The 15301-nt window shown below is 49.2% G+C and carries 14 protein-coding genes; 9 read left to right on the top strand and 5 right to left on the bottom strand.

Going from position 1 to position 15301, the window contains the following annotated elements:
• Nucleotides 1–15: 15 nt before the first annotated feature.
• Both ACLPHM_RS09925 and ACLPHM_RS09920 read right to left on the bottom strand, forming a co-directional pair.
• Nucleotides 16–897 (bottom strand): PaaX family transcriptional regulator, encoded by an 882-nt coding sequence (locus ACLPHM_RS09925; protein ID WP_430221074.1) that lies wholly within the window; start codon nucleotides 895–897, stop codon nucleotides 16–18.
• A gap of 169 nt (nucleotides 898–1066) precedes the next feature.
• The gene (locus tag ACLPHM_RS09920) at nucleotides 1067–1972 is read right to left on the bottom strand and encodes an ABC transporter substrate-binding protein (protein ID WP_430221073.1); all 906 of its coding nucleotides are present in this window, start codon (nucleotides 1970–1972) and stop codon (nucleotides 1067–1069) included.
• Nucleotides 1973–2294: 322 nt separating this feature from the next.
• Here ACLPHM_RS09920 and ACLPHM_RS09915 point away from each other — a divergent pair, with 322 nt between their 5' ends.
• The 7 genes from ACLPHM_RS09915 to ACLPHM_RS09885 all read left to right on the top strand — a co-directional run bounded on the left by ACLPHM_RS09915 (nucleotide 2295) and on the right by ACLPHM_RS09885 (nucleotide 10728).
• Nucleotides 2295–3695 (top strand): GntP family permease, encoded by a 1401-nt coding sequence (locus ACLPHM_RS09915; RefSeq protein WP_430221072.1) that lies wholly within the window; start codon nucleotides 2295–2297, stop codon nucleotides 3693–3695.
• Between the two features lie 187 nt (nucleotides 3696–3882).
• The gene (locus ACLPHM_RS09910) at nucleotides 3883–4383 is read left to right on the top strand and encodes an RNA polymerase sigma factor (protein ID WP_430221071.1); all 501 of its coding nucleotides are present in this window, start codon (nucleotides 3883–3885) and stop codon (nucleotides 4381–4383) included.
• Between the two features lie 85 nt (nucleotides 4384–4468).
• A complete protein-coding gene (locus ACLPHM_RS09905) occupies nucleotides 4469–5458 on the top strand; it encodes a FecR family protein (RefSeq protein ID WP_430221070.1) in 990 nt (329 codons plus the stop codon).
• Between the two features lie 261 nt (nucleotides 5459–5719).
• Entirely contained in the window at nucleotides 5720–8113 is a 2394-nt protein-coding gene (locus tag ACLPHM_RS09900; RefSeq protein ID WP_430221069.1) for a TonB-dependent siderophore receptor, read from the top strand.
• A 37-nt stretch (nucleotides 8114–8150) separates the two neighbouring features.
• Nucleotides 8151–9899, top strand: coding sequence for a PepSY-associated TM helix domain-containing protein (locus ACLPHM_RS09895; protein ID WP_430221068.1), 1749 nt, complete (start codon nucleotides 8151–8153; stop codon nucleotides 9897–9899).
• On the top strand, nucleotides 9896–10198 hold the full coding sequence (locus ACLPHM_RS09890) for a DUF3649 domain-containing protein (RefSeq protein WP_430221067.1): 303 nt from the start codon (nucleotides 9896–9898) through the stop codon (nucleotides 10196–10198). The genes ACLPHM_RS09895 and ACLPHM_RS09890 overlap by 4 nt, the downstream gene beginning before the upstream one ends.
• Entirely contained in the window at nucleotides 10195–10728 is a 534-nt protein-coding gene (locus tag ACLPHM_RS09885; RefSeq protein WP_430221066.1) for a DUF3325 domain-containing protein, read from the top strand. The genes ACLPHM_RS09890 and ACLPHM_RS09885 overlap by 4 nt, the downstream gene beginning before the upstream one ends.
• Before the next feature lie 550 nt (nucleotides 10729–11278).
• Here the strand turns inward: ACLPHM_RS09885 and ACLPHM_RS09880 are convergent.
• Nucleotides 11279–12229 (bottom strand): hypothetical protein, encoded by a 951-nt coding sequence (locus ACLPHM_RS09880; protein ID WP_026484850.1) that lies wholly within the window; start codon nucleotides 12227–12229, stop codon nucleotides 11279–11281.
• A gap of 301 nt (nucleotides 12230–12530) precedes the next feature.
• Here ACLPHM_RS09880 and ACLPHM_RS09875 point away from each other — a divergent pair, with 301 nt between their 5' ends.
• Nucleotides 12531–12779 (top strand): helix-turn-helix transcriptional regulator, encoded by a 249-nt coding sequence (locus tag ACLPHM_RS09875; RefSeq protein WP_430221065.1) that lies wholly within the window; start codon nucleotides 12531–12533, stop codon nucleotides 12777–12779.
• Between the two features lie 344 nt (nucleotides 12780–13123).
• Nucleotides 13124–13753, top strand: coding sequence for a YagK/YfjJ domain-containing protein (locus tag ACLPHM_RS09870; protein WP_430221064.1), 630 nt, complete (start codon nucleotides 13124–13126; stop codon nucleotides 13751–13753).
• 220 nt (nucleotides 13754–13973) lie between these two features.
• Here ACLPHM_RS09870 and radC read toward each other — a convergent pair whose 3' ends face one another.
• Together radC and ACLPHM_RS09860 are read right to left on the bottom strand one after the other, a co-directional pair.
• Nucleotides 13974–14474 carry a RadC family protein gene (gene radC / locus ACLPHM_RS09865; RefSeq protein WP_430221063.1) on the bottom strand — a complete coding sequence of 167 codons (501 nt, stop codon included), beginning with the start codon at nucleotides 14472–14474 and terminating at the stop codon, nucleotides 13974–13976.
• A 108-nt stretch (nucleotides 14475–14582) separates the two neighbouring features.
• Nucleotides 14583–15017: a JAB domain-containing protein gene (locus ACLPHM_RS09860; RefSeq protein ID WP_430221389.1), complete on the bottom strand. Its 435-nt coding sequence runs from the start codon at nucleotides 15015–15017 to the stop codon at nucleotides 14583–14585.
• Nucleotides 15018–15301 lie beyond the last annotated feature (284 nt).

Here is a 15301-nt window from a genome sequence, read left to right as displayed (position 1 = left end):
GCATGGGGCGTTTTTTTATGGGTTCTCAAACGCCATTAAGACGTATTGTTCAGACAGGGGTTTGAGCATACGATGCAAGTCGTTAAAGAGCTTGCTGGCTTTAATGCCTACCCAGTTTTCGGGCAGTAGCTCGGCGGGAAGGCCGGGGTCTAAAAATGGCAATCTACGCCATTGCGTGACCATGGGTACATAGTCAGCAAACGCACTTTGTGCGGTTTCTGTGCGGCCCTGTAAAAAGTGATGCTGCCATTTTTTTAGCACGGGCTCATACAATCCTACAAAATTGGCGTACTCCGTCGCTAAACTGTGCAAGTCCCACCATTGGCTGACTTTTTGCTGGGCATCCATGATGCCGCTGACCTCACAGACAAAGAAGTCTACGTAAGCCCAGAGTTGGTATTCCTGTATGTATTCCGAGGCCTCTTTTTGCAAGCGGGCAGGGCCAATATATAAGCCTGCTGACACTGAACCAAACCCCATTTTGGTTAGGCCTGAGCGGATAATATGGCGGTTTTTGCGCTCGCTTTCTGGCACAGAAAATGACACCAGCAACCATGGGTCACCAATGCTGGCCGAAACGGGGGAGAAAATCCTACTATCACCCGCTTGCATGTGCAGCTCAAGGCTTTCTGCCAAGGCGTAGCTGCTACCGGTTTTGCTGCGTTTGCTGGTGAGTACACCACGTTTTTTGAGCCTAGAAATCGAGGAGCGAATGCTAGATGGCTCAGAGCCTAACTCGGATAACAAACGCACAATGGCCGATACTGGAATGGGCTTTCCCGCTGGGCGACCATACAGCCCAAATAGGGTGAGGATGTAGTGGTGATGAGCTGCTTGGTCGCCGGGCCAGTATTCACGTGCGGCGATAAACTCATTGATGGCGGAAAAATTGCTCATTTTGTACTGTGGAGGAAGGTGAACTAGGCATGAAAAATGCCTGACTATAGTGGCCTAAGCCATGATTTTTATAGCCAATAGTGTACCTCAGAGCAATTGGTACTGTTTAGCTGAAGGGTAACCAACATAAGCCTTCCGCGGCTTATGTTGGTATATAGCGAGAGCGAATTTAGCCGAAGATTTCCGCAAAAGTGGGGGCATCTACAACATCAGAACCGTGGGTGCGCATGTAGTCCCAAATAGGCTGCCAACGTGCGGCATCGGCCTTAACGGGAGCGACAAAACGGGTTAGTGTGTCGTCTACCATTGCGTGCGTTAGGTCTGACGGTGCTTCGCCACTGGCGCTGTACCACAGCTCTAGTGCAGCTTTAGGGTCAGCTTTAAGGGCTACGACGGCTTTATCCAAATAATGAACTAGCGTTTGTAGGTTGTCTTTGGTGGTGGCGTTAGCATTACGATCCACAATGAGTTCCAACGCAGAAAACCCAGGTACATCACCATCGCTGGTGCGGCACAGATCAAGGGGTAGACCCAACAGCTTGGCATGCACGCCTTCAATGTTGGCAAAGGCTAGCCACGCGGCATCCGCGCCTTTTTGCAGATTATCGATGTGGTCAAAACCGGCTTCGTATACCGAGATTTGTTCTGGCTTAACGGTGATGGATTGCTTGCGCATCCAGCCTATCAAAATGTTCTGGCACAAGCCGTCAGTCACGGGGTTGGATACGGGCGAGGCAACGCGAATAGCACCGCCAGCTTTTAATGTAGCTTGAGCGGCATGGGTAATCAGCACACCACCATCAGTGTGGAAAAACGTACCTAGTGATTGCAGGGCAACCTCTTCTTCGTGCTTTTCAATCAGGTGTAGCGGCTCGTTGACTACCGCTTCTACCTCGCCCTCGGCCAGCGCAGCAAAACCATCGTAATGATCATCTGGCACGACTAGCTCAATATTCAGAGCGCCGTCGCGACGTGCTTCTGCTTGTGCGTGCAGCAGAGGTAGGTGGTCGGGGTTTAAATACCATTCCAGAGCAATGCGAACGGTGGGTAGAGGTGTAGATGCGGAAGCGGTCATGTGAAAAAGCCTTACGGATAAAAATAGCGAAGCGAGCCAAGCTTAGCTGATTTTGCTGAGGTAGTGCTGAGATCAGGTGCTAACGGAAGGGGAATGGTACGCGTGTCAGTAGGGCATTGGCATGAGCGCGGCAATGTATTGTGTGTTGGTGTTAGCTTGAGGGATGCCAATATTTAGGGACGACGACCCTGTATGGCTTCCATCGCCCACTATAAGGCCAGAAAAACGATAAGAGTTTGTCTCTAAGCAGGACAAAGGTAAACGCGATCTGATATACCTTGTGGGCACAACCTCTTTTACTCATTAGCTGGAGTTCACGTCTATGGGAAGTACCCTTGCTATTTTATTGTCGCTGCTTTTGCTGATGTACTTGGCTTACCGTGGCATAACAGTGTTGTTGCTTGCACCAGTGATGGCAGCTCTGGCTGTTTTGCTGTCGGGTGATGTAGGGTTCTTGTTGCCCATCTATACGAATACGTTTATGACAGCGCTGAGTCATTATGTGCTGTCATTTCTGCCGATTTTCTTACTCGGTGCATTATTTGGCCAGCTCATGGCGGACTCAGGTGCGGCAAATAGCATTGCTCAGTATCTAGTGCGTCGCTTGGGTCACAAACATGCTATTGCAACCGTGGTTGCGGCATGCGCGATACTTACCTATGGTGGGGTGTCATTATTTGTGGTCGCGTTTGCGATTTACCCTATTGCCAAAGACTTGTTCAGAGCGGCGGATATTCCTAAGAGACTGGTGCCTGCCAGTATCGCCCTAGGCTCTTTCACCTTCACGATGACCGCCTTGCCGGGCACGCCTTCTATTCAGAATGCACTGCCTATTCCTTATTATGGTACTAACGTTTTTGCTGCGCCTGGGCTAGGTATTATTGGCTCTATTATTATGGCTGCGGGTGGGTTGTGGTGGTTACAAAGCCGGGCGAGAAAAGCGGCGGCAGCACAAGAGGGGTACGGAGAGCATCCTGAAGATGCGGTAGATGCCGATGACGAGGAAAACGAGGGGCTAACCATCATGCCAATTGCCTTGGCCTTGCTACCCCTGTTTCTGGTGATTGGCGTGAATGCCTTGTTTACGTATGGCATATTCCCAGGGCATGACTTCAGTGCCATGATAGAAAAATTCCCTAGCGTTAACCCAAAAAATGCCGTGGGGTTGTGGGCGCTGATTATTGCATTAGTGGTTGCCAATGCCAGCCTTGTGTTGATGCGTCTAGGGCGTTGGCATAACTTGCGCGAAAGCGTAAACAAAGGTGTATTTGGCTTTATGTTGCCTTTGTTTAATACCGCCTCTGAGGTAGGGTATGGTGCGGTGATTGCCAGCCTGACAGGGTTTGTGATTATTCGCGATTTTGTTTTAAACGTTACCCCTGGCAATCCGCTGGTTTCTGAGGCGATTGCTATGACGACGCTTGCCGGTATTACGGGCTCGTCATCAGGCGGCTTAAGTATTGCATTGCAGACATTGGGGTCTACCTATCTAGAGATGGCGCATGCTGCAGGTATTAGTCCCGAGTTACTGCACCGTGTGGCGGTGATGTCGGCTGGTGGCTTAGACACCTTGCCGCATTGCGGTGCCATTATTACCTTGCTGTCTATTTGTAGATTGAATCATCGCCAGTCCTACGCCAATATTGCGATGGTGACGATGGTCTGGCCGATGATGGCCTTGGTAGTGGTTATTGCCCTAGGTACGATGTTTGGTAGTTTCTAAGGCTTTCTGAAATAGATAAACCCGCCTGTAGGGGGCGGGTGTCAGCACCAGTGGTAGTACAAGATTTTAGACGGAAAAAAGACCGCGTAATGAGTTGACGTGCAATCCTGGTCGGTAATCTACATCGAAATGAGAATTATTGTTAATATATGAGCGTTTCATACGCTGGACTATTCTACATTTCTCGATGTCACGCTCATCTGCTTCCAAAAAAGGTTGGCTCGCTCATTACAGCGAGCTAGTCGCGGCGTGGCGTAGGAAGAAGCAGGGTGATGGCGAGGATGCCGTTCAAGAGGCCATGCTCAGCATGCTGGAAAACGGTCTCGGAACCATCAAGGATTCGCGCAGGTATTTAGCGCGTAGTGCCTCTAACGCTTTGGTGGATATTTATCGCAAACGCAGTGTGCTGGATATGCGCTGCCTAGATGAATTAGACGACGATGAGCACCCTAAGGTGGACGATGCGCAATCGTCCGTCTATACAGGTGAACTCATGGATGCCTTGATGACCGCTCTTGAAGAGTTACCGCTGCAATGTCAAAAGGTCTATATCCGGCATCGCTTAGAAGGATGGACGCATGCCGAGATTGCCGCAGATATGGGTATATCGCGCAGCATGGTCGAAAAGCATATGAATAAGGCGCTTTTGCATATTCATGAAAATCTACAGAAATTCTCTCCCTATTGACTGAGGCAGACATTGTTGATGAACGTCTGTATAAATAAGAGGGTATAAAACGCTATATGCGAAATCGAGCCTCGTAGGGCAATATATGACTCCTGACAATCTGAATGCTTCTGAACTGCGTGAACGGGCGGTGCACTGGTTTACCAGGATACGCTCGGGAGACGCGACGCCGGACGAGGTCGAGGCCTGCCAGACGTGGCGTCAGGAAGATCCCGAACATGAGCGCCTGTATCGTAGCGTGGAGTTTTTCTGGGATGCGTCTAGTCAACTTCCGCAGGAGCGACTGCGAGCCATCTTAGCTAAGCCCGATCAGAAACCTTCAAAACGCCGTGTGTTTACTCGACGACAGTTTGGGCTGGGGTTGGCGACTGTCTGTGCGGCAGGTGTCGTAGCAGCGGTGGCGCTGCCAAACCTATTGCATGGAGAGGCGCTGTATCGTGCAAGCATCGCTACCAGTCAGGGGGAAAGACGTGAGGTCGCGCTGCCAGATGGCTCAAGGCTGATGTTAAATGTTAATACGCGTATCGATGTGGCGTTTTATGAGCGGCAGCGGGTGATCGAACTGATCTCCGGCGAAGTGTTCTCTGTGGTTGAGTCGGATGTGCAAAGGCCGTTCATCGTGCAAGCGGGCAATACCGAAGTGGAAGTAACAGGAACGCGGTTCGATGTTTTATATGAGCATGATGAGGTCAGTGTCAGTGTAGAGTCCGGATCGGTAGCCGTCACATCGGGCGAGTGGTGGTCTCGTGATAAACAGCAGCTTAAAGGTGGTCAATACGTCGCCATCGGACGAGATGGGGCCTCCAAGGTAGAGCAAGTTCAGGTCGAGAACATAACGGCTTGGCTCGAAGGCAAGATCGTTTTTGACAACGCACCTCTGGAGCGCGTTGTGGCCGAGATGAATCGCTATCTGCCGCAGTCAGCCCGGCTAGACGCACCGCAGTTGCGGGACTACCGCGTTGCGGGTGTTTTTAATGTCAATGATCCGGATGCCATGATCTCGGCTTTGCCCGCGATTGCGCCGGTACAGGTCTATAGATTGACAGACGGTCGCATCCGTATCGTGGCACGCTAAACGCGTCGTCCATAGCACTTTTTAGAAAGTAGAAATAGGCTTCTCTAGGCAGGTAGATGAGTGCCTGTGTCCACCTATTTACGATGCTATTAAAAAATAATTCTCATTTTCATTGTGGTGATTTGCTCTGACATCCGTCTGTCTTAGTAAGGGGACGGAGTCTTGCACTCGCAAGTACCGTATCCCGCACAGTTTTGGCTAACGACAGCAATGATGTGATGGCGGCTAGTCTCTTTTGAATGGGAATATCAGAACGTGAATATGAAGGCACAACGCAACGCAGCGCGACACACTCGTGTCCATACGCTGGGAGTATTGTCAGTCTCCATTGCTTTGGTTTTTGGCGTTGCGCCGCTTGATGTGAGGGCTCAGGATGCAGTGGAACAGATCAGCATTCCGGCGCAGGCTCTTGGGCAGGCGCTGCTGCAACTGGGAAAACAGACCTCATTGCAGATTTTTTATCCACAAGACTTGGTCAACGGTCTTTCGGCACCGGCTGTTTCAGGCAATGTGACACCGGAACAAGCCTTGCAGCAGTTGTTACGCGGCACAGGGATCGAGTATTCACTACAAGGTAATAGTGTGACGCTTTCGCGCCATGCTTCGGGTGACACAGCACAATTAGCACCAGTAACCGTAACCGGCTCCTCTGAGACTGCCACCGGGCCGTTGAGAGGCTACGCGGCCACACGATCGGTCACGGCCACAAAGACTGATACGCCCATTATTGAAACGCCGCAGTCGATCACAATCGTTGGCGCAGAGGAGATAGAAACGACCAAGGCACAAACGCTGGTCGAGGCGCTTGGGTATGTCGCGGGGGTAGGCAGCAAAGTTGGCCCGATTAAGGTCGCTGACGAGATGGTCGTTCGTGGTTTTGAGGCGAGTGCATATACCGGTAGCTTGTATCGAGACGGAACCAAATACACGGTGAACATATATAACGGTCAACAGGAGCCGTACGGCCTAGAGCGTATTGAGCTATTAAAAGGGGCGTCATCTGTACTTTATGGTGCTTCCGGGCCGGGTGGCATTATCAATACAGTGACGAAACGACCTACGACAGAAAGTCTGGGTGAGCTTAATGTTGAATATGGTTCATTCGACCGTAAGCAAGTATCAGGTGATTTCGGTGGGTCGTTGACAGAGGATGGCGAGTTTTCGTATCGAGCGACTTTTTTGCAGCGGGACAGCAAAACTTTTATCGACCATATCGATGATAACCGTACATTCCTTGCCGGTGGCCTGGCTTGGCGTCCAAGCGAAAGAACCTCACTCACCCTCTTGGCCGACTATCAGAAGGATAAGACAGCAGAAAATCTTGGTCTTCCAGCGCAGGCCACGGTCTATAGTTCAAAGTATGGTCGCATTCCAAGAAATCGCTACACGGGCACGCCTGGGTACGACAAATATGAGTCGGAGCGTTATACCGTCGGCTATTTATTTGAACATGCCTTTACTGACCAGATCACGCTGCGTCAGAACGTCCGATATTATGATTTTCACGGCGATATCCCGCAGACGTTGACCTATAACTTGAGCGCGGACGGACGCACCTCTGCCGTCCGCTACGCCTATGATAGGACGGACGATTCCCAAGCGATCGTTGCGGATACGTCGCTGCAGTTCAAACTAGGCGAAGGAATGATCAAACACACCGCCATCGTTGGTGTTGATTATTCGCGAATGAAGCATGTCACCACGCGCGATCGACGGAGTGCCCAACCATTTGACTACTTCACGCCCGATTACTCTATACCTGTAGGTGAAATCTTACGTACAGACGGCACAGATACAAACCGAACCCATCGTTTGGGTTTCTATGTTCAAGATCAGATGAAGATTGACGATAGGCTGGTCTTATTGCTTGGTGGTCGATACGACACGGTTGATCTTAAAAGTGAGTCAACGATTAGCACCACAAAGACTGATGAAACAGACAGCGCCTTTACCGGGCGGGCGGGCTTGGTCTATTTGTTTGACAACGGTGTAGCACCATTTTTCAGCTATAGCGAGTCTTTCGAGCCCCTGAACGGTGCGGATCGTACCGGCGATAGATTTAAGCCAGTTACCGGTGAGCAGTACGAAGTAGGTATTCGCTATCAACCCGACGATTACAATTTCACGTTGTCTGCTGCGGTGTATCAACTGAAGCGTCAAAATTTAGCCGTGACGGATCCTGTGGATTCTAGCTACGACGTACAACTTGGCGAAGTGCGTTCCAGAGGCATTGAGTTGGAGGCGCGAGGTGAGCTTAGCCGTAATATCAATGTGATCGTTGCTTATGCCTACACAGATGCGCGTACTACCAAAGCGAGTCCGCTCTATCCCGAAGAGGAAGGTGAGCGTATGGGGCAGGTGCCCTATCACCAGTTCTCACTGTGGGGTGATTACCGTTTTGGTGACTTGGGGTTACCTGGGCTGAAAGCAGGTCTAGGGATGCGTTACTTTGGCAGCACCAAGTTTCTGTACGGTGACGGAATGGTTCCCGCATTCACTATTTTCGACGCAATGATCAGCTATGAAAAAGGCCCTTGGCGCTTCGCATTGAACGCGAACAATATTGCCGATAAAAAATACGTAGCCGTGTGCCAGTCTGCCTGCTTCTACGGGGAAGGACGGCGGATTATCGGGTCTGTTTCATACCGGTGGTGAGTGAAGGCTCCGTTTCTGTTCACAGTTGTAGATACGAATGAAAGACTCTCTGCGTCAATGTAGCGCATGGCTGCATACCTGGACCGGTTTGATCACCGGTTGGGTTTTGTTCTTTGTTTTCGTAACCGGCACGGCAGGTTACGTTGATGATGAAATCACCCGCTGGATGCAGCCCGAACGGCCGCTATCTTCTAAAGTGGATCGGGATGATCAAAGAATGCTCAGTATGGCGTTGGAGCGATTGCAAGTGGTCGCTCCGGATGCCAAATCCTGGACGGTAACGCTGCCGCATTACGGGTTTGAGCCTCGGGGCGAGCTAGGCCTATCTATAGCCTGGGAAAGTATGCCGCCTGTGGGAGATGACTTTGGCGTAAGCGGCAGTGAGAAGCTTGATCCCGTTACTGGTGCATTTCAACAAGAGGCAGAACCGCGCGCTACGGCGGGGGGAAGGGGGCTGTACCGCATGCACTATGTACTGCGTTACATGCCTGCTAGTACTGGAGCCAAGATTGTTGGAATCTGCACCATGCTGATGCTCTTAGCCGTGGTAACAGGCGTGATTACCCACAAAAAAATCTTCACGGATTTCTTCACCTTTAGGCCCGGCAAAGGCCAGCGTTCATGGCTGGATGCACATAACGTAGTTAGCGTGATGTCTTTGCCGTTTTTCTTGATGATTACTTACTCAGGATTGGTGTTCTTTGCCTTTCATTATCTGCCGGCTGGACGCGATGTGCTCTATGGTAGCTCCGATATGCAGCGCCAGAGTTATGTAGATGAGCTGCATGGCAGCAGACCGGATTATGAGGCTGTGACTCTGCCGTCCGTACCTGTGTTTGAACTGGTGCAGCGGGTCGAGGCAGATGGGCGCTTGGGTAGGGTTGCGTCTTTACAGATCATGCACCCTAAAGGCAAGACTCCTTATATAGAGGTGCGGCGAGTTGGTGCTTTGGGCATCAATTACGACGATTCGAATGTGCAGCGTTTCAGCGCTATTGATGGAGCGTCGCTGCCGTTTGATGAGGGCAGTAATGCGACGCTGCGCACGCAGAACACGCTATTAGCTCTGCATGAGGGTAATTTCGCCAACTGGGGCTTGCGCTGGCTGTACTTTCTTTCGGGTCTGTTGGGGTGTGCTGTGATCGGTACAGGGCTGGTGATGTGGACGGTCAAGCGTCGCACCCAACACCAGAGGCATATAACCAAGCAAGGCGGGGATTCATTTACAGCGCGTCTGAATGCGAGTGGACTGCGTTTGGTGGAGGTGCTCAATGCGGGAACGCTGGTGGGCGTACCTCTGGGCGTGGCGGCTTGCTTCTGGGCTAACCGATTATTGCCGGTCAGTATGATGAATCGTGCGGCCTGGGAGTTGAATGCATTGTTTCTTGTTTGGTTTATGGCGCTGCTGTATGCCTGCATACGTCCGCTCAAACAGGCATGGTTGGAGTTGTTGTATGTCACGATTGCCGCCTATGCTTTGATTCCGCTGCTTAATCTGTTTACCACCGATAAGCATCTGGGTGTCACGGTGCCCTCTAGTGATTGGGGGTTGGCTGGCGTTGACTTGACCATGTTAGCGCTGGCAGCAGTGTTTGCGTACATCGCTTTCAAATTGCGGCACAAATGGCAGGTGGTAGAGATTGTGGCTCAAGCCACGTTAAAGGCAGAGGCCCCTGTGGCCAAGCCCTTATCGTTAGTGTCGGCTTCTGACGTAGCGGCCGAAGCTGCATCCAAGGGGCGACTACACATTGAAAAGCCCTACACAGAGCGAGGGGGACAGGCATGAGTGCTTCCGGTTTGTCCCGACGTTATCGTTGGGAGGTGGCTTCGCGTGTAGTGGCTGCTGCTATCGGCGGTTACGCGTTGGCCTCGGCTATCACGGTGTTGCTGGCACTGATCTGGCCGCTGCCTCGTGCCCAAGCGGTGCTGGCTTCCACCATGCTGGGCTTTGTCTGGTACACGGTGGCGGTGATTTGGGTGTTTACTACCCGCAGTCATGTGCGCGCTTGGTTGGGCATGGTGGTGCCTACTGCCGTGATTGCCTTATTGTGCTGGCTGCTACCGAATGCTGCGGGAGGAGTATGATGCAAGGCGATATTGTATGGCTGAGCGCGGCAGTATTCTCGGTCAGTCTAGCGGGCTTCGTGCTGCTGGCCTTAGCCAGCGAGCGCCCTGGAGAATTATTGCTGGGACGCATTCCGAGCAGGCGTGAGCGTTGGCTGTGGCGCAGTGCTGGTTGGTTGCTACTTGCTATGGCGTTGGCTCTATGCCAGTGGGGTTGGGGTTGGAGCATCGGTGTAGTAGCGTGGCTGGGCTGGCTGTGTGTGACCAGCACTGTTCTAGTTTTTGCGTTACCGCGTTGGGTGGAAAAGCACAAAAAGGCCAAACCTGATCCTGCTTCACCAGTTCAGCCACCTACGCGCTCACGTCTGGGACGCACACTGGTGATACTCCTTCTCGTGGTAGCACCGCTTATCTTTGCTTGGGGAATCTACAACAGCACACCGGTTAAACCAGTGCAGCGTGATTATGTGATCCAGAGGCAGGTGGGTCACTGGAGTGTCGCGTTAGTTGAAACCCATCGTGGCCCGCCAAGAGGCATACGACATTTTTAGGTGCGTTTTTGTGAAGCGTGCAATGCGGGGCTTCGTGCAGTTTACCTGAGAGGGTCTAGCGCTATGTTGTCTTTAGTGGGCTTTTGAAGCTGCCACAGAAACCTGAAAGATAATGCTACAGACGAAAAAAAAGACCGCTTAAAAAGCGGTCTTTTTTAGTATTCTTGGTGCCGGGGCCGGACTCAAATTTAATTATAAGTTTTTGATAATAAACATAAATATAATTTTTTTATAATTTATACCAACATATGTACCAACAGTGGTTTGTGCTTGTTAGAAGTGTCGTTTTTGTGTTGCGGCTTTATCGGCCTCTCTTAGGAGCACCACCCTTACCAAAAGTTCTCCCTCTATTTGGAGCTACTATTTGTATCAGATAATCAGCTCGTATTGCGCCTGAATGAGTATTGATGAATATAATCTATTTATAATCATAGGTTTGTATTGTTTTTGTCTGATTTTTTGGTGTTGTGCTCACCAATATACTCACCAGTTGGTTGGTGGTGTTGCTGATATCAGCGGGGTTATCCAATCTGTAGTCTCGTTGAGATGGTCACTTCCCGTATTTCTCCTCAATTGTCGATCGCTGTGCTTCATACTGATCTTCTATTAGTCTTTCGAGCATCTCACTCATATTGACGCGATTTAACTTTACAAGTCGATCCAGTTTCTCTTTTGTTATGCGATGAATGTACGTGTTGATTGCTTTCATGTGCTCTCGTGAGTGACGCGTTTTTCGCTGACTCCAAGCACGATTGACTCGTTGGAAGAAAAGCGTCTTACTATCCTTGGCTGCTCTCCAAAGATGTAATGAGGCCACAATGTTTAACTTCTTTTCAGGTAGTGTGCTAGAGGGGGAGGGAAGTGGGATCGAGTTGATGGACGGTGTGTCGAACGCCGCATTATATTCTTCAATGTAGTTCCAGAGCCAAGTGATTGGATCACCTTGTTTCTCGTCTAGAAACTTAATTTTGAGCGTTGTCTCTTGTGCTGCTATCCAGCTTTGCTTAATAGTATTCAATGCTTCTTGCTTTTTTGTGTACAAAGCAGAGGTGTTGATATATGTGTAATCGAAATAGTCAATGATGTTTTGAAGTCTTTCCTCGTGGGAGATTGGGGGGGTATAGGAGTAGCCACTCTGCCCGTATTGCCATGAGAGAAAGGAAAAACTTTTGTTCTGTAGATACAACCAGCAATATGCACAAGCCTGTGGGCTGTCCTTTAACCATAGGAACTGTTCATAAGGCAGGATGTTTTCGCGTGCTAAGTGTGTGAGTTTGTGGCTTAGTCTCTCTAGCTGCTCTTGTGGGGTGTTGAAAGGGATGGAAGTTGTGATTATCTTTTTAACTTCATCCCTGTCTGAGTAAGGTGTTTCTGGGTAATGGGGTCTGTCATAAAGAATAACATCATTAAAATCATACGCAACTACGGCACGTAGAAAAAAATTCAAAACCCTAAGATCTGAAGTATTAAGGCACTCAAGCTTGTGTTTTTTATATTTCATGATGAGTAACCACTACGTGGTATTTTGAGTAGATATCGAAAGTGTAGTGTACTAAACATGTCTCGTTATTGAATGAAAAATGATGTTTTTTTGTATGTTTATAAGGAACGTATTTTGAATAACACCAATTTAAAGCTGTGTCGTAGAGGTTGTAGCTATATTTTGTAAGCCCTTTCTCTTTGGAGAAGCGTGTGTGGGGAAGTGTTTGTTTTTTTTAACTGCGGCTGCTCATGATGTGGAAGTAGTGCAGACACCTCCGTTTGCATGAACTTCTGCCTTGCCAAAGACAGGAGCACATCACATGGCCACCACAACATTAGCCTATGCAACAGGCGCATCTAATACTCACGTAAAAGTAGAGCTACTCAGTGATCAGTTTGTAGATATGAAGTTCATGACGGCGTTAACGACCCTCTCAGACAAGTGGTTCTATAAGTTGATTCAAGAAGGACGGTTCCCAAAGCCCATCAAATTTGGGCGTAAGTCTCTATGGCTAAAAAGCGAAGTAGAACTGTGGTTACAACTGCGTATCGAGGAGTCTCGTCGCTAAGAGAAAAGCGTAACGGACAGGTTCTATTCAACACGACAAAGAGCTGTCTTCGGGCAGCTCTTTTTGCACGTGAAGCTCATGGTTGGTTTTTGGTGTTTTTTTACACGTGTTCATCAATGCTATAGGCCTAAGTGTGTAGCAAAAAAAATTTATGACTGTCAGGACGCGCTAGACCATTTTTGTATTTTTGACTGCCATGTATTGCTGCACTCGGGTCTATGATTTTAGGTTTTAGATGTTATTAAAGAGAAAAGTACGATGAGCAGTAAGGGTGTGCCCAACACACCCACCTTGACTCTCTTCATTTAAGACCTATTCCTAAATTTACACTTAAGGACATAGGCATGCATGTAACCACTATCAACCGTCGATTATCCGTTAATCGTTTCAACCAACGTAGACTTCATGGCCTGATCAACCAGCTCTTCAACGACTACTCAAAACTGTTAGTAGTCCGTGTGGACTTCTACCTAAAGAGTGAATACGCAGAGATTAATACATACGACTACATGAACCAAGCGTTTACGCGCTTGAGAAACAACTTACGATTCAATCGTTTGTTTGAGTACTACATCACCTACGCAGCGAAGCTGGAGTATGGTCAAGACAGAAAATGGCACTACCACGTGCTATTTTTCTTCAATGGACAAAAAATAAAAAACGACTATCTACTTGCACTGGCCATAGGTCGGTACTGGACAGAAACGATTGTGAAGGGGTTAGGTGACTTTTACAGCGCTAATATGAATAAAGGTAGGTATAGATGGGTTGGGGTTGGCATGATCGAGTACCACGATATTCATAAGCGAATGGCCTTAATGATGTGTGCTGACTACTTAGTAAAAGATGATAGTGGCACGCAGTTGGCGATCCATGACGTAGCAAGCAAGACCTACCGATCGTATAGGCAAGGACTATACAAACCTAGAGTAACCGGCCTGGGTAGGCCCAGGGAGTATCGTTTTAACAAGTAGGAAGCATTCTTGCTGATCTACACCTACTAACTGTTTATCTGAAAGACAGAGTAAGTCGCCATCAAAGGCAGTCCGTAAACAGGCTTTTGATGGCATGGATTACTTACGATCATGCTGGCCCGTTAACTGCGTCCACAGTGCTTGTATGCCCGCAGAAATAATAAAGCTGAACATCACGACGAAGAGGGGTATCAGTAGCATCCACATGATTCAATCTCACTTACAGATGTCCTTGTTCAGCTAATGAGATGCATCCTTTTGTGCCGACGACAATGTGGTCGAGCAATCTCACATCGACTAAATCCAAGGCATTACGCAAGTGTTTGGTTAGCGTAAGGTCAGATTGGCTGGGTAGTGGATCACCAGATGGGTGGTTGTGTGTGCAGATGATTGCAGCAGCGTTGTGCGCTAAAGCTAGTTTGACGATCTCTCTGGGGTAGACGGTTGCCTTGGCTAAGGAACCTCTGAATACTTCTTCAAAGCCAATGACCTTGTGTTTGATATCCAAGAGTAAGACTGCAAACACCTCATGTTCGTAATCTTGAAGTAGGTTTTGTAGATACGTTTTAACGGTGCTTGGGTCTTCAAGGGTACGTCCCTTACTCAGACGTTTGCGTGAGAGCTGATTAGCCATGGTTAAAATATCAGCTTCGGATAACAAGGTAGATTCCATTAGGTAGTGACCTGACTCAGGGCAGGCTTTCATTTTGTGGTAGCGCATGATTCGTTTCCTTAGAACATAAAAATGCCACCAATTACGGTGGCGTATGGAAGAGCAGGGAAGTGATGGATTAAGTGCTCATTTGCAAAGCCCTGTAGCTACTACGTTCTATAGCCACCCATTGTCTGTGAATGACACACAGCCAGAGCGTGTTACAGCAATGAGGTCGAGTATGTGTATGTCAATCAGTGCGAGAAGGTCTTTAAGGGCCTTAACGAGTTTGACCTCGGTACGGTTGTCGCGTGGCTCTTTGGAGGGAAAACCACGTGCTAGTACGACGCTATGTGCCTTGTGTCTCAGAGCGCGCTGAATGATTTCGCGGGGATAGATGGTGCTCAGAGTAGCGTTAGAGGTTTGATAAAAATGGACTACTCGATATGCTTTATCAAGTAGAAGGAGGGCGAGCGTCTCTTCTGTGACGTCTTGTAGCTCTGTACAGAGAAATGCCTTCACGTCTTCATGGGTAGGCAATTGACGGCCCAGTAGCGCACGCCGTTGTGGTGCGGTGTTTGTAATCGACGTAGCCTTGCTTGTAGGTTCCATCAGTACAAACTGTAGCGGTAAATGAATGGATGCTGTGTGACTCTGCAAAATGGCTCCAAGCATAAAAAAAACCGCCCAGTTCAGAGCGGCTTTAAGATGAAATGTGGGATTAGGCCTGTACGAAAAACGACGACTCCTTGTTCTGATTCGTGGATAGTGAGTAAGGAGTTATAGGAGCTCAGCGAGCAGAGCTTTAGCCTCTAAAACCGGGCAGGCTTGACAGCGTTTCTAACAGACAGGTCTTGTTTCAAGCTTTGCATGACTGGTTAACCTATACGGCCTTT

The organism is Paenalcaligenes sp. Me131, assembly GCF_050487225.1.
Classification (GTDB): Bacteria; Pseudomonadota; Gammaproteobacteria; order Burkholderiales; family Burkholderiaceae_B; genus Paenalcaligenes.
The sequence above is the reverse complement of the archived record's forward strand: the minus strand, read 5'-3'. Positions and strand labels throughout refer to the sequence as shown.